17 protein-coding genes are annotated in these 16351 nt (G+C 69.7%); 9 read left to right on the top strand and 8 right to left on the bottom strand.

Annotated features, from left to right (window positions below):
* Nucleotides 1–136 precede the first annotated feature (136 nt).
* The 3 genes from F6X38_RS00250 (at nt 137) to F6X38_RS00240 (ending at nt 4573) form a co-directional block, all read left to right on the top strand.
* Nucleotides 137–2695, top strand: a complete 2559-nt coding sequence (locus F6X38_RS00250) for a heavy metal translocating P-type ATPase (RefSeq protein ID WP_150967534.1) — start codon at nt 137–139, stop codon at nt 2693–2695.
* A gap of 127 nt (nt 2696–2822) precedes the next feature.
* Entirely contained in the window at nt 2823–3755 is a 933-nt protein-coding gene (locus tag F6X38_RS00245) for a Bug family tripartite tricarboxylate transporter substrate binding protein (RefSeq protein WP_246191148.1), read from the top strand.
* 188 nt (nt 3756–3943) lie between these two features.
* A complete protein-coding gene (locus F6X38_RS00240; protein ID WP_150967532.1) occupies nt 3944–4573 on the top strand; it encodes a TerC family protein in 630 nt (209 codons plus the stop codon).
* A gap of 35 nt (nt 4574–4608) precedes the next feature.
* Here the strand turns inward: F6X38_RS00240 and F6X38_RS23215 are convergent, their stop codons facing one another.
* Entirely contained in the window at nt 4609–4785 is a 177-nt protein-coding gene (locus F6X38_RS23215; RefSeq protein ID WP_161992567.1) for a hypothetical protein, read from the bottom strand.
* Between the two features lie 170 nt (nt 4786–4955).
* On the opposite strand from F6X38_RS23215, the gene F6X38_RS00235 reads away from it, so the two are divergent.
* The 5 genes from F6X38_RS00235 to gndA all read left to right on the top strand — a co-directional run bounded on the left by F6X38_RS00235 (nt 4956) and on the right by gndA (nt 8754).
* A complete protein-coding gene (locus tag F6X38_RS00235; RefSeq protein WP_150967531.1) occupies nt 4956–6020 on the top strand; it encodes a succinylglutamate desuccinylase/aspartoacylase family protein in 1065 nt (354 codons plus the stop codon).
* 2 nt (nt 6021–6022) lie between these two features.
* Nucleotides 6023–6448, top strand: a complete 426-nt coding sequence (aroQ, locus tag F6X38_RS00230) for a type II 3-dehydroquinate dehydratase (RefSeq protein WP_150967530.1) — start codon at nt 6023–6025, stop codon at nt 6446–6448.
* A gap of 208 nt (nt 6449–6656) precedes the next feature.
* Nucleotides 6657–6848 (top strand): hypothetical protein, encoded by a 192-nt coding sequence (locus F6X38_RS23210; RefSeq protein ID WP_161992566.1) that lies wholly within the window; start codon nt 6657–6659, stop codon nt 6846–6848.
* Between the two features lie 60 nt (nt 6849–6908).
* Complete coding sequence (locus F6X38_RS00225) at nt 6909–7181, top strand: DUF2312 domain-containing protein (RefSeq protein ID WP_150967529.1); 273 nt, start codon at nt 6909–6911, stop codon at nt 7179–7181.
* Nucleotides 7182–7320: 139 nt separating this feature from the next.
* A complete protein-coding gene (gene gndA, locus F6X38_RS00220; protein WP_150967528.1) occupies nt 7321–8754 on the top strand; it encodes an NADP-dependent phosphogluconate dehydrogenase in 1434 nt (477 codons plus the stop codon).
* Nucleotides 8755–8761: 7 nt separating this feature from the next.
* Here gndA and F6X38_RS00215 read toward each other — a convergent pair whose 3' ends face one another.
* The 6 genes from F6X38_RS00215 to F6X38_RS00190 all read right to left on the bottom strand — a co-directional run bounded on the left by F6X38_RS00215 (nt 8762) and on the right by F6X38_RS00190 (nt 13982).
* Entirely contained in the window at nt 8762–9955 is a 1194-nt protein-coding gene (locus tag F6X38_RS00215; RefSeq protein ID WP_150967527.1) for an adenylate/guanylate cyclase domain-containing protein, read from the bottom strand.
* Nucleotides 9952–10785, bottom strand: coding sequence for an S-formylglutathione hydrolase (fghA, locus tag F6X38_RS00210; protein WP_150967526.1), 834 nt, complete (start codon nt 10783–10785; stop codon nt 9952–9954). The genes F6X38_RS00215 and fghA overlap by 4 nt, the downstream gene beginning before the upstream one ends.
* Before the next feature lie 39 nt (nt 10786–10824).
* A complete protein-coding gene (locus F6X38_RS00205) occupies nt 10825–11100 on the bottom strand; it encodes a BrnA antitoxin family protein (protein WP_150967525.1) in 276 nt (91 codons plus the stop codon).
* Nucleotides 11060–11332: a BrnT family toxin gene (locus F6X38_RS00200; protein ID WP_150967524.1), complete on the bottom strand. Its 273-nt coding sequence runs from the start codon at nt 11330–11332 to the stop codon at nt 11060–11062. Before F6X38_RS00200 ends, F6X38_RS00205 begins: the two co-directional genes overlap by 41 nt.
* 54 nt (nt 11333–11386) lie before the next feature.
* Nucleotides 11387–12499, bottom strand: coding sequence for an S-(hydroxymethyl)glutathione dehydrogenase/class III alcohol dehydrogenase (locus tag F6X38_RS00195; protein ID WP_150967523.1), 1113 nt, complete (start codon nt 12497–12499; stop codon nt 11387–11389).
* A 76-nt stretch (nt 12500–12575) separates the two neighbouring features.
* Nucleotides 12576–13982, bottom strand: a complete 1407-nt coding sequence (locus F6X38_RS00190; protein ID WP_150967522.1) for a phosphomannomutase — start codon at nt 13980–13982, stop codon at nt 12576–12578.
* Nucleotides 13983–14085: 103 nt separating this feature from the next.
* Here F6X38_RS00190 and F6X38_RS00185 point away from each other — a divergent pair, with 103 nt between their 5' ends.
* The gene (locus F6X38_RS00185) at nt 14086–14967 is read left to right on the top strand and encodes an aldose 1-epimerase family protein (protein ID WP_150967521.1); all 882 of its coding nucleotides are present in this window, start codon (nt 14086–14088) and stop codon (nt 14965–14967) included.
* Here the strand turns inward: F6X38_RS00185 and F6X38_RS00180 are convergent.
* A complete protein-coding gene (locus F6X38_RS00180) occupies nt 14957–16345 on the bottom strand; it encodes a glycoside hydrolase 5 family protein (protein ID WP_425482810.1) in 1389 nt (462 codons plus the stop codon). The two genes, F6X38_RS00185 and F6X38_RS00180, sit on opposite strands and share 11 nt — an antisense overlap.
* Nucleotides 16346–16351: the final 6 nt, after the last annotated feature.

Raw genomic sequence — 16351 nt, 5'->3', positions numbered from 1 at the left:
CGCGGGTCTCCGGTCGGTTGCTGGCCGATGAAACGGCAAGACGCCGTCGCGGTCAAATCGGCAGCAACGGCATCGATCCTTGACCTTCCAGCAACGGGAAGCCCCATCTCCCATCGCTCGCATCAGGACCCGACGCATGACCGACCGGCATCACGACGGCGGCGACCACGCCGCCCATCACCACCACGACCATCATGCGCACGCATCCGCCGCTGCGCCGGAAGCCGTCCGCGATCCGGTCTGCGGGATGATGGTGGACCCGGGCGCCGGCAAGCCGGAGGCGACGCATGCCGGGCGGACCTTCCGTTTCTGCTGCGAAGGCTGCCGGAAGAAGTTCGAGGCTGCGCCGGAGGGCTACCTGACCGCGAAGGACCCGGTCTGCGACATGGAGGTGGACCGCGCCTCCGCCCGATATATGGCGAAGCACGAGGGGACGCGCTTCTATTTCTGTTCCGCCGGCTGCCAGGCGAAGTTCGAGGCCGATCCCGCCGGCTATCTCGGCAACTGGCCGCGCCCCGAACCGGCGGCCGCGCCCGGTTCGAAATGGACCTGCCCGATGCATCCGGAGGTCGTCAGCGACGGGCCGGCGGACTGCCCGAAATGCGGCATGGCGCTGGAGCCGATGACGCCGGCAGCAGGAGATGGCGGACCGAACCCGGAGCGGGTGGATTTCACCCGCCGCCTGCTCGTCAGCGTCGCCTGCGCCGTGCCGCTGCTGCTGATCTCCATGGGGTCGATGCTCGGCCTGCCGTTCCGCGCCTGGCTCGGCGAACGCGCGGCGGTCTTCGCCGAGTTCCTCCTGGCGACGCCCGTGGTGGTCTGGGCCGCCGCGCCCTTCTTCCGGCGGGCGCTTGCCTCGCTCCGCAACCGCTCGCCCAACATGTGGACGCTGATCGGGCTCGGCGTCGGCGCGGCCTATGGCTACAGCGTCCTCGCCGCCTTCCTGCCGGGGCTGTTCCCCGCCTCGTTCCGCGCCGGGATGGCGGGCATGGAAGCGAGCGTGCCGGTCTATTTCGAAGCCTCCGCCGTGATCGTCGCGCTGGTCTTCGTCGGGCAGATCCTGGAACTCAGGGCGCGCGAGCGGACCGGTTCCGCCATCCGCGCGCTGCTCGACCTCGCGCCGAAGACCGCGCGCCGCATCGGTGCGGACGGAACGGAGGCGGACGTGCCGCTCGGCGAGGTGCGGACGGGCGACCGGCTGCGCGTGCCGCCGGGGATGAGCGTGCCGGTGGACGGCGCGGTGATCGAGGGCCGCTCCTTCGTCGACGAGAGCATCCTCACCGGCGAGTCCGCACCGGTCGCGAAGGGGGAGGGCGACCGGCTCACCGGCGGCACGCTGAACGGGCGCGGTGCGCTCGTCATGCGCGCCGAAGCGGTCGGGGCCGACACGGTGCTCGCCCGGATCGTCGAAATGGTGGGGAAGGCGCAGCGCTCGCGTGCGCCGATCCAAGGGCTGGCGGACCGAGTCGCGGGCGTCTTCGTGCCGGCGGTGGCGGCGGTCGCGCTGCTCGCATTCGCGCTCTGGTGGGCGCTCGGACCCGAGCCCGCCTTGGCGCACGGCCTCGTCGCGGCGGTGTCGGTGCTGATCATCGCCTGTCCCTGCGCGCTCGGCCTCGCGACGCCGGTCTCGATCATGACGGCGACCGGGCGCGGCGCGCAGGCCGGCGTCCTGATCCGCGACGCCGAGGCGCTGGAGCGTCTCGCGAGCGTCGACACGCTGGTGGTCGACAAGACCGGGACGCTCACCGAAGGCCAGCCGCGCCTCGTCGACGTCGTTCCTGCCGAGGGCGGCGACGGCGAGGCGATGCTGCGGCTCGCCGCGGCGCTGGAGCGGGGCTCGGAACACCCGCTGGCGGCGGCGATCGTCGCCGGTGCGGCAGGGCATGGCCTGCAACTGCCGGATGCGACAGGCGTCGAGGCGGCGACCGGCAAGGGTCTCGCCGGCACGGTCGAGGGACGCGCGGTCGCGATCGGCAACCGGGCGATGCTCCGGGACGGCGGCGTCGAGGTGGCGAAGGCGCTGGAGGCGGAGGCCGAACGGCTGCGCGGCGAAGGCAAGACCGCGATGTTCGTTGCGGTGGACGGCAAGGCCGCCGGCCTTCTCGCCGTCGCGGACCCGATCAAGCCTTCCGCGCGGGATGCGATCCGAGCGCTTCACGCCGAAGGTGTCCGCGTCGTCATGGCGACCGGCGACGAGCCGGGCACTGCGGCCGGCGTCGCCAAGGCGCTCGGCATCGACGACGTCCGGGCCGGTCTCCTGCCCGAGGGCAAGCTGGCGCTGGTCGAGGAGTTGCAGGGCCGGGGCAGGCGCGTCGCGGTCGCGGGCGACGGCGTGAACGACGCTCCGGCGCTGGCCGGCGCGGCGGTCGGCATCGCCATGGGCACGGGGGCGGACGTCGCGATGGAAAGCGCCGGTATCACGCTGGTGAAAGGCGACCTCGCCGGCATCGCCAGAGCCCGGCGCCTCGCGAAGGCGACGATCCGCAACGTTCGGCAGAACCTGTTCTTCGCCTTCGTCTACAACGCCGTCGGCGTGCCGGTGGCGGCGGGCGTGCTCTATCCGGTCTTCGGCTGGCTGCTGTCGCCGATGCTGGCGGCCGCCGCGATGAGCCTGTCCTCGGTCTCCGTGATCGCCAACGCCCTGAGGCTGCGGACGCTGGACCTTCGGGAAGCGCCCCCGACGCAAGGCCGCTGACGCGCGGGGATGCCGGCGGCCGCCGGACCGCCATATTGCCGCCGGGCGGCATCCGCGAGCGAGCGGTGCGCATCGCCCGCTCGTTCGGGAGAAACGCATGAAGGGATCGCTTCTCGGCGCGGCCGCGATGATCGCGCTGGCACTCCTGTGCGGGCGGGCCGGCGCGCAAGCCGCGCGATACGAGATCACGGCTCCGGCCGCGGCAGGCGGCGGCTGGGACCGGACCGCCCGCGCCATGCAGGCCGCGATGCGGGACGCGAAGATCGCCAGCGACGTCGCCGTCGTGAACATACCGGGCGCCGGCGGGACGATCGGCCTCGCGCAGTTCGCGGCGGAGAAGGAGGGCGACCCGTCGGCTCTCATCGTCGGCGGCGACGCGATGGTCGGCGCGATCCTCGCCGACCGCTCGACGGTGACGCTGGATCAGGTGACGCCGATCGCGCGCCTCGCCGGCGAGCCCGAGGCGATCGTGGTCGCCGCAGCGTCGCCCTTCCGGACGATCGGCGACTTCCTGAAGGCCTTCAAGGACAATCCCGGCGCGCTCGCCGTCGCCGGCGGCTCCACGGGCGGGGCGGACCAGATCACCGCGGCGCTGCTGGCCGAGGCGGTCGGCGCCGACCCGCGGGCCGTCGACTACGTCGCCTTTTCCGGCGGCGGCGAGGTGCTGGCGGCCATCCTCGCAGGGGAGGCGGCGGCCGGGATTTCCGGTGCAGGCGACTTCGCGAAGGAGGTCGCGGCGGGCCGGCTGCGGCTCCTTGCCGTTACCGGCGAACGGCGTGCCGGCGGCATCGACGCGCCGACGCTGAAGGAGGCGGGCGTCGACGTGACGATGCGCAACTGGCGCATGGTCGCCGCCGCTCCCGGCCTCGACGAGGCGCAGGTGGCGCGGATCGCCGCCGACGTGAAGGCGATGGCCGCGAGCGCAAGCTGGAAGGAGGCGCTTCGGCGCAACGGCTGGGACGACGCCTATCTCGACGGCGATGCCTTCCGCGCCGAACTCACGCGGACCATGGCCGAAACGCAGCGGGTGCTGATCGGGATCGGCACCCTCCAGCCGTGAAGAAACAACGAGCCGGTGCGCTCCGGCGGCGCGATCGGCATTGACTTGCGCCCGCCCCGCCGCCGATGGTCCGCCCGCGAGTCCGGGCATGGGGCGAACCTGGATTGCGATCGGAGAAATGCGCGAACCGCCTCCCGGCTCGCCGACGGCCGGACGGTGGAAGTGCGCTCGGGGACAAGGTTGAGCGAATGGATTTTCTGACCGTCGACTCGCTGACGGCGCTGCTGCAGATCGTGATGATCGATCTGGTGCTCGCCGGCGACAACGCCATCGTCATCGGTCTCGCGGCGGCCGGCCTGCCGAAGGAGCAGCGCGCGCGGGCGATCCTCGTCGGCATCATCGCCGCGACGGTGCTGCGCATCGTCTTCGCCGCGACCACGCAATGGCTGCTCGGCTTCGGCGGCGCGCTTCTCGTCGCCGGCGGCCTGCTGCTCCTCTACGTTTGCTGGAAGATGTGGCGCGAGCTGCGCCAGCCGCAGCACGACCCCGACGCCGAGATCGCGGAAGCCGAAGGCCGTGCGGGACGTAAAACTCTTGGCCAGGCGGTCTGGCAGATCGTCGTCGCGGACGTGTCGATGTCGCTCGACAACGTGCTCGCGGTCGCGGGCGCGGCCGGCGAGCACCTCTGGGTGCTGATCGTCGGCCTGGTCCTGTCGATCGGGCTGATGGGTCTGGCCGCCAGCCTCATCGCCGGGCTGCTCCAGCGCTATCGCTGGATCGCCTATGTGGGCCTCGCGATCATCCTCTACGTCGCGGTGAAGATGCTGCTCGAAGGGGTCGAGCAGCTTCGGCCGGGAACCTTCGCCTTCCTGCACTGAGGCGGGGAAGGGGGGCGGCCGCGCCGGGGGGCGGTTCAGCGCGAGCCGATGCCGTCCCAGTCGCGGCGCGCGATGCCGACGGCGCGGAGCGCCCGGTCGGACGGGCGGCGTCCGGCCTCCGCCGCGCTGGCGCAGTCGCGTGCGCCGGCCAGCGTCGTCGCGATTGCGGCGAGGGCGGAGCGGAAGGATCGGGTGGGGCCGGCGGCGGTCATCTGCGTCTCCATGTTTCGATACTTGAGATCGGGCTGCGTGCCGGCTGGTTGAAGGCCCGATCCGGCAGGGCTTCCATGCGCGGCGCTCATGCCTGCCGCAGCAGTGGCATTTTCCGTGCAGAGGTTTATGCGTGGCGCCGAATCGAGGCGAGGCGGGCGCGAGGGTCGGCATGGTGGAGAAGACGGTCGAGGTGGTGCGCGGCGACACGCCCGGCACCGAATGGCGGCTGCCTGTCCTGCGCTTCCGCGCCACGGGCGGCGGCGCGCCTTCCGCCTATCTGCAGGCGGCGCTGCACGCGAACGAGCTGCCGGGCGTCGTCGCCCTGCACCGGCTGGTGCCGATGCTGGCCGAGGCGGAACGCGACGGTCGGCTCCTCGGCGACGTCACCGTCGTGCCGCACGCCAATCCCATCGCCGCCGGCGAGCACCTCTTCTCGGAGCATATGGGCCGCTTCTCGTTCCACTCCCGCACGAACTACAACCGCGACTTCCCGCTCCTGGATACGACCGACACGTCGGGTCTTCCCGGCGACGACGCGCCGGTCGCCGCCGAGAAGCGCCTGAAGGCCCGGCTCCTCAAGCTCGCCCTCGGTGCCGACCTCGTGCTCGACCTCCACTGCGACGACGAATCCCTGAACTACATCTACGTGCCTGCGCCCTTCTGGCCGCATATGCGGGACCTCGCCGCCTCGCTCGGCTCTGAAGCGGTGCTGGCGTGGCGGGACTCGTCGGACGGCGCCTTCGAGGAGGCCGCCTATGCGCCCTACCGCGCGCTGCCGGACGACGATCCCGACTGGCGCCGTCTCGCCGTGACGACGGTCGAGTTGCGCGGGCGCGCCGACGTTTCGCCGGAGCTGGCCGAAGCCGACGCGCTCGGCCTCTACCGCTTCCTCGTCGCCCGCGGCACGATCCGCGACGAAGGCGTCGAGCCGCCGGCCGAATGGCCGGGCGAGGCGACGCCGCTCGACAATGTCGAGATGATCCGCGCGCCGGTGGGCGGCGCGATCCTCTTTCACGCGCGGCCGGGGGACCGGGTGGAGGAAGGGCAACTCGTCGCGACCGTCATCGCCAGCCCCGGCGAGGCGGAGGGCGAGGTCGCCGTCACCGCGCCGCAGGCCGGCCTGATCCTCACCCGGCGCAGCCAGCGCTCCACTCGGGTCGGGGAGGATCTGATGAAGCTCCTCGGTTCGCGCCCTTCCGCGACCGTCAAGAAGCCGGGGGCGCTGGAGTCCTGACGATGCAGAAGATCCTCGTTCTCAACGGCCCGAACCTCAACCTCCTCGGCACGCGCGAGCCCGGCGTCTACGGCACGAAGTCGCTCGCCGACATCGAGGCCGACCTTCGCGCCCGTTTCGACGGTCGCGCCGCGATCGACTTCCGGCAGACCAATCGCGAAGGCCAGCTCGTCGACTGGATCCAGGAAGCCGGCCTGTCGGATGTGCCGGTGGCGCTGAATGCCGGCGCCTACACCCACACCTCGATCGCCATCCGCGATGCCATCGCCGGGGCGAAGGCCATCGTGGTCGAGGTGCATCTGTCGAACATCCACGCGCGCGAGGATTTCCGCCACCGTTCGTTCATCGCCGGCGTCTGCCGCGGGGTCGTCGCGGGCTTCGGACCGCTGTCCTACGCCTTGGCGGTCGAGGCGCTTCTCGTGGATTAAGGGAACGATTTCCTAGGAACCCGACGCACAGGCCCAAATGAGTGAATTTTTCGTCAATTGGCCAAAAAAATTTTTCACGAAGCTTAAGCGATTGTTTCAACGCCGGATGTCCAAGCTCGCCGCTTTCCCGCCGCAATTTCGACCTTGTCCGGACTCGAAGTCGGTCCAGCTTCGCCTCCGTGGGGTTTAGCGAAAAGGGGAATTCGCGATGCAAGAATCGCTAACGAGCATCCTTGCCGACTACCTGACCGGCCGCATTTCGACGGTGGAAGCGTTGAAGCGTTCCCACTGCCAAGCCGTCGACGATCTGGTGCGCGCGGCGCGCATCGAAGGCGACGAAATCTCCCGATTTGCGGTCATCCGCGACCGTGAGCGCCTGCGTCGGGTCGTCCGGAATTAAGTCCTCGCTTACCTTCCTTTGCCACAAGTTCCGCTTGCCAGTTTTTGCAAAGGAGCAACCATGAGCGACGACGTATCCACAGCCTCGGGCGGCCGGATCCGGTCCTTCATCGAGCGGATCGAGCAGCTCGACCAGGAGATCGCCGATCTCAACGAAGGCAAGAAGGAAGTCTTCGCCGAGGCGAAGGGCGAGGGCTTTGACGTGAAGATCCTCAAGGAGATCATCAAGCTGCGCAAGCAGGACCAGGACGAGCGCGACGAGCACGACACGCTGCTCGACCTCTATATGAAGGCGATGGCCGACAGCGAGGAACCGCTCGCCAAGGCGGCCTGACGACTGCATCGAAACGCAATTCGGAAGGTGGCCCCGCCGGTTCGGCGGGGCCTTTTCTTTTCGCGCCCGCCGAACCCCGCCGTTGACGCAAAGCCCGAGCGAAACTAACCCTCGAAACGAGCCCAAGGGGGAAGTGGCGATGAGTGATTCCAAAGCCGATATCGGCGTGATCGGCATGGGCACGATGGGGGCGATGCTGGCCCTGAACATCGCGGAGGAAGGGTTCGCCACTGCGCTCTTCAACCGCACCACGTCGAAGGCGTTCGGGGTCCGCGACGACAACCCGGACCTCGCCGCCAACCTCCACCCGGAGGAAACGCTGGAAGGCTTCGTCGCCTCGCTGAAGATCCCGCGCGTCGTCCTGATCATGGTGAATGCCGGTAAGCCGGTGGACGAGCAGATCGAGCACCTGAAACCGCTGCTCGACGCAGGCGACATCGTGATCGACGGCGGCAACGCCGACTTCAACGACACGGTTCGCCGCAACCGGGCGATGGAGGGTTCGGGCATCCATTTCGTCGGCATGGGCGTGTCGGGCGGCGAGCAGGGCGCGCGGCACGGGCCCTCGATCATGGTCGGCGGCGACAAGGCGGTCTGGGAGCGCCTGCAGCCGATCCTCGAGCCGGTCGCGGCGAAATACGACGGCGTTCCCTGCGTCGCCTGGCTCGGCACCGACGGGGCCGGGCATTTCGTCAAGACCATCCACAACGGCATCGAATATGCCGACATGCAGATGATCGCCGAAATCTACGGCATCCTGCGCGATGGCGCCGGCATGGCCGCCCCCGATATGGCCAAGGTCTTCGCCGACTGGAACACGCGGGGCCTCTCCTCCTACCTAATCGAGATCACCGCGACGGTGCTGGCCGAGACGGACGAGGAGACCGGCAAGCCACTGGTCGACGTCATCGTCGACGAAGCCGGCCAGAAGGGCACCGGCCGCTGGTCGGTGATCGAGGCGCAGAAGCTCGGCATCGGCGCGACGACGCTGGAATCCGCCGTCTCGGCGCGGGGCGTCTCCTCGCGGCGCGAGGAGCGGGCGGAGGTCGAGAAGATTTACGCCGACGCGAAGACCCACCTGCCGGCCTCGACCTTCAAGGCGGATGCCGAAGGCTTGACCGAACTGGAGGAGGCGCTGGAAACGGCGAAGATCATCGCCTACGCGCAGGGCTACGCCATCATGGCGGCGGCCAGCCTCGAATGGAAATGGGACCTGCCGCTCGGCGTCATCGCGCGCATCTGGCGCGCCGGCTGCATCATCCGCTCGAGCTTCCTCGACGACATCGCCAAGGCTTACGAGACGGGCGAGACGGTGATCAACCTCCTGCAGACGCCGACCTTCTCGGGACGCGTGTCGAAGGGGCAGGCTGCGCTGCGCCGCGTCGTCTCGAAAGCCGCGCTCGCCGGCGTTCCGGTGCCGGCGCTGGCGGCGGCCCTATCCTATTTCGACGACTACCGCCGGGCCCGCGGCACGGCGAACCTCGTCCAGGGCCAGCGCGACCTTTTCGGCGCCCACACCTACCATCGCTTCGACAAGCAAGGCCCGCAGCACCACATCTGGCCGGCGGTCTGAACCGCTTCTACTCGCCGCCGTCGATGCCGAATACGGCCTGCGCCGCCCGGATGCCCTTCAACTCGAAGCGGCCGAGCGGCACGGCCGGCACGCCGCACTGGCGGGCGAAACTCTCCGACAGGACGAGGTTGCGCCCGAGCCGGTCGCAGAGCTGCTCGATCCGGCTGGCGAGGTTCACCGCCGCGCCGATCACGGTGAAGTCCAGCCGCCGCGCCGCGCCGACATTGCCGTAGAACACCTCGCCGACATGGAGGGCGATGTCGAGGTCGATCGCCGGCCGGCCGGTCGCGGCACGCAGGCGGTTCAGCTCGGCCGTCGCGACGAGCGCGTGGTGTGCGGCGCGCAGCGCCCGGCCGCAGGCGGCCGTGCCGTCGCCGTCGAGCGGAAACACCGCGAGGAGCCCGTCGCCGAGGAACTTCAGGATTTCGCCGCCATGCTCGGCGATCGGCGCGTCGAGCACGTCGAAATGCTCGTTCAGGAGGCCGACCACCATTTCGGCCGGATGCGCTTCGGAGAGCTCCGTGAAACCCTTCAGGTCGGCGAAGAGGATCGCCGCCTCGATCGCCTCTCCCTCGTTCCGGTGCACCGCGCCGGCGAGGACGCGCTCGCTGGTGCGCGGACCCACATAGACCCGCAGCATCTCGGACGAGATTTCCGAAAGCAGGATGCGATAGACCGCGAGGGCGATCGTCGGGAGCAGTGCGTCGATGACGGCATGGTCCTCGGACGAGAAGCCGTTGGAGCGGCGGGTGGCGAAGCTGAGTGCCATGCCGTTGATGTACGGCTCGTTCGGGAAGGCGAAGAGCCGCAGCGCGTAGTGGCTGAGGCCGTCCGCCGCCAGGGTCGCGAGCAACGGAAAGTCGGCGAGTCCTTCGCCGCCGCCGAGGTTCCAGTTCGCCTGCATGAGGTCGTTCTCGCGGGCGTAGTAGATCGGCGACTTCCGGAACTCCGCCTCGCCTTCCGGACCGTAGGCGGAGAAATCCTGCCGGACCGCGCCGTCGCTGGTCCAGGTGACGCTGGCTCCCCTCGTGTTCGGATCCAGCGTCGGCACGCCGATCGACAGGCGGTCGAGCGGCACGAGGCCGGCGATGCGCGATCCGAGGCCGGCGAGGAAAGCCTCCGGCTCGGTTGCCGACAGGCCCTGGCTCACGATCCAGGCGAGGATGTCCGGCAGCGTCGGCCGCGCCGCGGCGGCGCTCATTCCCGCAGCCGCTCGGCGTGCCAGGCCAAGTGGTCCGGCATGAAGGTCGAGACGAAGTTGTAGGAGTGGTCGTAGCCTTCGCGCATGTTGAGCGTCAGCGGAATGCCGGCCTTGGCGCAGGCGTCCTTCAGGAGCCAGGGACGCAGGCCGTCGTCGAGATTCGAGTCCTTGTCGCCCTGATCGACCAGAAACTCGCGGAAGCGGTGGCCGTCCTCGATCAGGAGCGTCGCGTCGTAGGCGCGGTGCGCCTTCGGGTTGCGGCCGAGATATTTCTCGAAGGCCGGCCGCGACCAGCCCGCCGTGGTCGGCTGCACGATCGGCGCGAAGGCCGAGGCGCTGCGGAACCGGTCCGGGTGCTTCAGCGCGATGGTCAGCGCGCCGTGGCCGCCCATCGAGTGGCCGGTGATCGCCTGCCGTGTCATGTCGGCCGGAAAATTGACGGCGACCAGCGCCGGAAGTTCGTCGGTCAGGTAGGAATACATCCGGTAGTTCCGGTCGTAGGGCCGCTCCGTCGCGTCGAGATAGAAGCCGGCACCCGAGCCGAACCGCCAGTCTTCATCGTCCGGCACGCCCTGCCCGCGTGGCGACGTGTCCGGCAGAACGACGATCAGGCCGAGTTCGGCGGCGGCGCGGCGGTACTCGGCCTTGTCCATCGCGTTCTGATGGGTACAGGTCAGGCCGGACAGGAACCAGACCACCGGCAGCTTGCGCTCCGCGCCGCCCGGCGGCACGAAGACCGCGAAGGTCATCGCCGTGTCGGTGACGCGCGACTGGTGGCGATAGACGCCCTGCACGCCGCCATGCGCCTTCGCGGTGGAGAGTGTTTCCATCGGTTCTCTTTCGGAAGGGGAAGGGATGCGTCGGAAGATTCAGGGGTGATCGCCGCCCTGCCGGGCGATCCATTCGCGCAGGGCGCCGTTGACGCGCGTCTGCCAGCCGCGCCCGCTGGCACGCAGCGCCGCGACGACATCCTCGTCGAGGCGGAGCGTCACGCGCCGCTTCGGGTGCTCGGCCGGCGGACGGCCACGACGGATCAGCCTGCCCCCTTCGTAGAGGTCGGCACGCTCGAACATCTCGTCCGTCCATTCCGGCGCATCGTCGGGATCAACCCAGGTGGCTCCGGACTCTTCGTGCTTCCCGCTCATGGCAATGCCTCATCGAGATCACGTGGCGAGTGTCGCCTCGCGGCGTCCACACGACCATCACGATCCGCCCTGCGAGAGTTCCGTAAGTCTGAAACCGTATCTCGCCGTAGTCGAACCGCTCGTCGCGTAGATTCAGCGTCAGCCCGGCGAAGACCTCGGCCGCATCGGCGAAATCGAGGCCGCGCTCGGCGAGTATGCGGTCGCGCTTGGCAGGATCGAAGCTGATCTGCACGGATTATATGTGCCGACAACAATTCCCGAGCAAGGAGTCCCGAAGCCCGGTGCCCTAGAACGTGACGACGGATCGGATCGACTTGCCCTCGTGCATGAGGTCGAAGGCGGTGTTGATCTCACCCAGCGGCATGACGTGGGTGATGAGGTCGTCGATGTTGATCTTGCCTTCCATGTACCAGTCGACGATCTTCGGCACGTCGGTGCGCCCCCGCGCGCCGCCGAAGGCCGTGCCGCGCCAGACCCGCCCCGTGACGAGCTGGAAGGGCCGCGTCGCGATCTCGCGGCCGGCTTCCGCGACGCCGATGATGATCGACTCGCCCCAGCCGCGATGGCAGCACTCCAGCGCCTGACGCATGACATTCGTGTTGCCGGTCGCGTCGAACGAGAAGTCCGCGCCGCCGCCGGTGAGGTCGACGATCGCCTGCACCACCTTGTCCGAACCCACCTCGTTCGGGTTGATGAAGTCGGTCATGCCGAACTTCCGCGCCATCTCGGCCTTCGCCGGGTTCAGATCGACGCCGATGATCTTGTCGGCCCCGACCATCCGGGCACCCTGGATGACGTTGAGACCGATGCCGCCGAGGCCGAACACCACGACGTTGGCGCCGGGCCAGACCTTCGCCGTATAGATCACCGCGCCGATGCCGGTGGTGACGCCGCAGCCGATGTAGCAGATCTTGTCGAACGGCGCGTCCTCGCGGACCTTGGCGAGCGCGATCTCGGGCAGGACGGTGAAGTTTGAGAAGGTCGAGCAGCCCATGTAGTGGAACACGGTGTCCGTGGAGCAGCGGAAGCGGCTCGTGCCGTCCGGCATGACGCCCTGGCCCTGCGTCGCGCGGATCGCGGTGCAGAGGTTGGTGCGCCGCGACAGGCAGCTTTTGCAGTTGCGGCATTCGGGCGTGTAGAGCGGGATGACGTGGTCGCCGGGCTTCAGCGTCGTGACGCCTGCGCCGACTTCGCGCACGATGCCGGCGCCCTCGTGGCCGAGGATCGCCGGGAACTTGCCCTCCGAATCCAGGCCGGACAGCGTGTAGGCGTCCGTGTGGCAGACGCCCGTCGCCATCACCTCCACCAGAACCTCGCCCGGCTTCGGACCCTCGATCTCGATGGTCTCGATCGTCAGCGGCTTCTTCGCCTCCCAGGCGACGGCGGCACGAGACTGCACGGCTCAGGTCCTTCCCATACGATGAACGGCTCCGGCCGACTTCATGGACGCGGCAGGGCCGGCGCGCAAGGGCCGATCAGCGGACCTCCTTCTCCGCCGCGGCGAGGCCCCATTGCAGGAGCTCTCGCGCCTTCTCGGTGCTCGCCGCCTCGACGTAGCAGCGCAGTTCCGGCGCGTTGCCGGAGGCGCGGAAATGCACGGTCGAGCCGTCCGCGAGAACCGAGCGCACGCCGTCGAGCGCGTCGACCTCCGCCACCACGCCGGCCGGCGCGAGGAAGCTCGCGCGCCAGGCCGCGTCGTTCGCGAGCCGGTCGAGGAACGGGCCGCTCCGGTCGGCCGGCACGTCCTGCAGGCGGTGCGCCGCCGCGTGCCCCGCCTCCAGGCCGTCGACCAGCGCGCCGAGCGAAGCGCCTTTCGCCCTTGCTTCGGCCAGCACGGAAAGGATCGGGAGCATGGCGTCGCGCGTCGGCAGCGCGTCGAGTTGCTGGCCGTCGCGCTCGATCGGCGAATAGAGCAGGAAGCCGCCGTTCGCCTCGAAGCCGGCGATGTCGGTCGCGCCGCGCGCGGCCGCTTCCACCATGCCGGCGATCACGAAAGGCGAGCCGACCTTCGTCCTCACCACCCGGCTCGCGACGCCGGACGTGTCGACGGCGGCGCTGGATGTCACCGGCGTCACGATCGTGCGAAGGCCGAGATGGCGGGCCGTCAGGAGGCCCAGCACGTCGCCGCGCAGGATATGTCCGTGCTCGTCGGCGACGAGCGGGCGGTCGGCGTCGCCGTCCGCCGAGACGAAGGCGTCGAACTCGCCGGAGGCCGCCCACTCGGCGATCTGCCGGACGTCTTCCGGCCGGTGCGCCTCCGTGTCGACGGGTATGAAGCTGTCGGCGCGGCCGAGCGGCGCCGCCGTTCCACCCAAGGCTTCGATGAGATCGACGAGCACGTCGCGCATGACGGTGGAATGCTGGTAGACGCCGATACGGAGGCCCGAAAGCGCATCGCCGCCGAAGAAGTCCGCGTAGCGACGGCGATAGGGCTCCAGCGCATCGAGCGTCCTCGCCGCGGACGTCGCGTCGGTTCGTGCCGGCGATGCCCGCTCGATCTCGGCGAAGCAAGCGAGGATGCCGGCCTCGTCGTCCTTCCCGATCTCGCCTTCGGCCCGGTAGAATTTCAGCCCGTTGCGGTCGTCCGGGATGTGGCTGCCCGTCACCATGATCGCGGGGGCTTGCGCCTTCATGGCGGCCAGCGCCAGCGCCGGAGTCGGCAGCGCGCCGCAATCGACCGCCTCGACGCCGGCGGCTTGCGCCGCGGCGATGCAGTCGGCCGCAATCTGCGGGCTGGACGAGCGGAGGTCCCGCCCGACGAAGACGGCGTCCGGCCGATCGAGGTGCGCGAGGAAGGCACTCGCCCAGCGGAAGCTCGGTTCCCCGACGAGATCGGTGACAAGGCCGCGCAGCCCGCTGGTGCCGAATTTCAGCGACGACATCGGTTTCCAGCCTCCTTGTAGGTTCGGACGGGCGGCGGCGAAGACAAGCTTGCCCGGCTCCCTATCTCATCACCCGGCCGAAACGGGAAGGGGAAGTCGGGACATGAGCGAGACGCACCGCATCGCGGCGGAGGGCATCACGGTCGAGATCGCGGCCGAGGGTGCGGAACTGCAGAGCGTCAGGGATGCGGCCGGGGCGGAACTTCTCTGGCAGGCGGGCGAGGAGTGGCCGCGCCGCGCGCCGGTGCTGTTTCCGATCGTCGGGCGATTGGCGAACGACACGCTGCACGCGAAAGGCCGTGGCTATCGTCTGACCCAGCACGGCTTCGCCCGCGACAGCCGTTTCGAATGGACGGAGCGCGCCGACCGGCGGGCCGTCCTCCGGCTGGAAGGCGGCGAGGCGGCTGGCGCAGCGTTTCCCTATCCGTTCCGCTTCGAGCAGATCTATGCGGTCGCCGGCTCGACGCTGACCGTGACCTCGCGCGTCACCAATCCTGGCGACGAAGTGCTGCCCTGCGGGGTCGGCGCGCATCCGGGCTTCGCCTGGCCGCTGGCGGAGGGCGTGCCGAAGGACAGCCACGTCCTCGTCTTCGATCGGCCGGAAACCGGACCGGTGCTGTCGGTCGAGGGCGGGCTGCTCGCCGCGCCGAAACCTTCGACGCCGTTCGAGGGCGACCGGCTGCCGCTGCGCGAGGAACTTTTCGCCAAGGACGCGCTCGTCTTGCCGGACGTGCAGAGCCGCAGCGTGCGCTTCGCCGCCCTCCGCCGCGACGGCGGGGAGGTCAAGGCGATCACCCTTGCCTGGGACGGCTACAAGGACCTCGGCATCTGGTCGAAGCCGAGCGGCGCGCCGTTCCTGTGCATCGAGCCGTGGTTCTCGATGGCGAGCCAGGTCGGCTGGGACGGCGACTTCGCCGAGAAGCCCGGCATCCTGCATGTGCCGCCGGGCGAAAGCCGCGAGTTCGTCTGGCGCGTCACCGTTTGAGGCGGATGGCGAGCGCGAGGTCGGTGCTGAAGGGAGGCGTCCGGAAGGTCAGGATACCGTTTTCCGCCGTCTCCGACTCGAACTCCGTCGTCGCGCCGCCTTTCGTGTCGAAGGCGGCAACCGAATAGCGGCCGGGACGCTGGTGGCGGAGCGCCAGCCGAACGGGGGAGGCGACGCCCGGGAACAGGCGGCCGTCCTTCCCGATCGGTCCCGTCTGAAGGAGCCAGACCACGGCCTGGTCCTCGTCGCCGCAGCCGAAGGCGGCGACCCCTACGTCGGCGACCTCGACCCTCCCGCCGAGAGGCGCGCGTCGAAAGCGCCGCCAGTCGACGAGACCGCAGAACCGCGCGAGCATCTTTTGCGCGTCGTGCATGCCGGCTGTCAGGCGATGCGGGTGGCGATAGGGCCAGCGCATGCCGCTGCCCGCACCGCCGGATGCCAGATGCGCCCAGCTCATATGGCGGAAGTATTCGTCGTCGAACGGTTCCGTCAGGGTTCGCCGCCGATCGTTGAACGTGTGGATCGGGCCGCTTTCCGAATCGAGGAACGGTCGGCCGTCGCGGATTTCCCCGAGCGCGCGCGTCACGAGCCGTCCGACGGCGAGCGCTGACGCGACCGTGTCCTTCGGCGCGTCGATCGTGCCCGGCTCGTAGAGATGCGTCGTGGCGAAGTCGAGGTCCGGGTGGCGGAAGGCGAGGTCGGCGAGCGCTGCGCCGTGCAGCCCGTCGAGATGCGGGCCGAAGACCGAAACCGAGAGCGGATGCGAGCGGCCGTAAAGCTGCATCTCGAGCCCTCGGACATGCGTCGCGACGTCGTGGACGAAATCGGCGAGCCCGGCTTCCTCGCCGCCGTTCAGGTCGGGATGGATCTCGTTCATGAGATCCCAGCCGAACAGCGCGGCGCTGCCGCCCCAGCGGCGGATCGCGAACTCGAAGCGCGCCTTGGTGAGGCGGCGCGCTTCCGGCGAAGTCAAAAGCTCGCGCAGGCTGGCTAGCGGGCCGCCCTGCCGGCACGACCAGGGATGGTGGGCGAAGCGCCGGCCCATCCAGAACGTGTCGAACGGCGTCAGGAGGATGCGGATCGAGTGGCGCTCGCAGAGCGCGAAGAGGTCGTCCCAGAGCCGCACCATCGCCGGCACCGGCGAACCGGCCGGGCGCTCGAAATAGCGATGCCAGCCTTGCGAGTATTCCAGCATCAGCCGCAGGCTGGTGACGCCGTTGGCGCGAAGCATCGCGAGATGGCGGTCGACGCCGCCGGGATCGCGGCGATGGAACAGGCCGGCGAGGTCGATCCAGTCGACGGCCTCGTTGTGCCCGACCGGCGTCCACGGCCGTCCGTCCTCGGTCTCGAAATAAGGCGCGCCGCCGGAAACCCGCACCCATGG

The sequence above is a fragment of the Plantimonas leprariae genome, from assembly GCF_008802405.1.
Lineage (GTDB): Bacteria > Pseudomonadota > Alphaproteobacteria > Rhizobiales > Rhizobiaceae > Plantimonas > Plantimonas leprariae.
Note: the sequence above shows the minus strand (reverse complement) of the source record. Positions and strands in the feature narration are given on the sequence as shown.

Coding starts and splice junctions, on each gene's coding strand:
- F6X38_RS00235 (WP_150967531.1), top strand. CDS start 4,956: ATGGTGGAGAAGACGGTCGAGGTGGTGCGCGGCGACACGCCCGGCACC.
- F6X38_RS00215 (WP_150967527.1), bottom strand. CDS start 9,955: ATGAGCGCCGCCGCGGCGCGGCCGACGCTGCCGGACATCCTCGCCTGG.
- F6X38_RS00190 (WP_150967522.1), bottom strand. CDS start 13,982: ATGTCGTCGCTGAAATTCGGCACCAGCGGGCTGCGCGGCCTTGTCACC.
- F6X38_RS00245 (WP_246191148.1), top strand. CDS start 2,823: ATGATCGCGCTGGCACTCCTGTGCGGGCGGGCCGGCGCGCAAGCCGCG.
- aroQ (WP_150967530.1), top strand. CDS start 6,023: ATGCAGAAGATCCTCGTTCTCAACGGCCCGAACCTCAACCTCCTCGGC.
- F6X38_RS00205 (WP_150967525.1), bottom strand. CDS start 11,100: ATGAGCGGGAAGCACGAAGAGTCCGGAGCCACCTGGGTTGATCCCGAC.
- F6X38_RS00250 (WP_150967534.1), top strand. CDS start 137: ATGACCGACCGGCATCACGACGGCGGCGACCACGCCGCCCATCACCAC.
- F6X38_RS00240 (WP_150967532.1), top strand. CDS start 3,944: ATGGATTTTCTGACCGTCGACTCGCTGACGGCGCTGCTGCAGATCGTG.
- gndA (WP_150967528.1), top strand. CDS start 7,321: ATGAGTGATTCCAAAGCCGATATCGGCGTGATCGGCATGGGCACGATG.
- fghA (WP_150967526.1), bottom strand. CDS start 10,785: ATGGAAACACTCTCCACCGCGAAGGCGCATGGCGGCGTGCAGGGCGTC.
- F6X38_RS23210 (WP_161992566.1), top strand. CDS start 6,657: ATGCAAGAATCGCTAACGAGCATCCTTGCCGACTACCTGACCGGCCGC.
- F6X38_RS00225 (WP_150967529.1), top strand. CDS start 6,909: ATGAGCGACGACGTATCCACAGCCTCGGGCGGCCGGATCCGGTCCTTC.
- F6X38_RS23215 (WP_161992567.1), bottom strand. CDS start 4,785: ATGACCGCCGCCGGCCCCACCCGATCCTTCCGCTCCGCCCTCGCCGCA.
- F6X38_RS00185 (WP_150967521.1), top strand. CDS start 14,086: ATGAGCGAGACGCACCGCATCGCGGCGGAGGGCATCACGGTCGAGATC.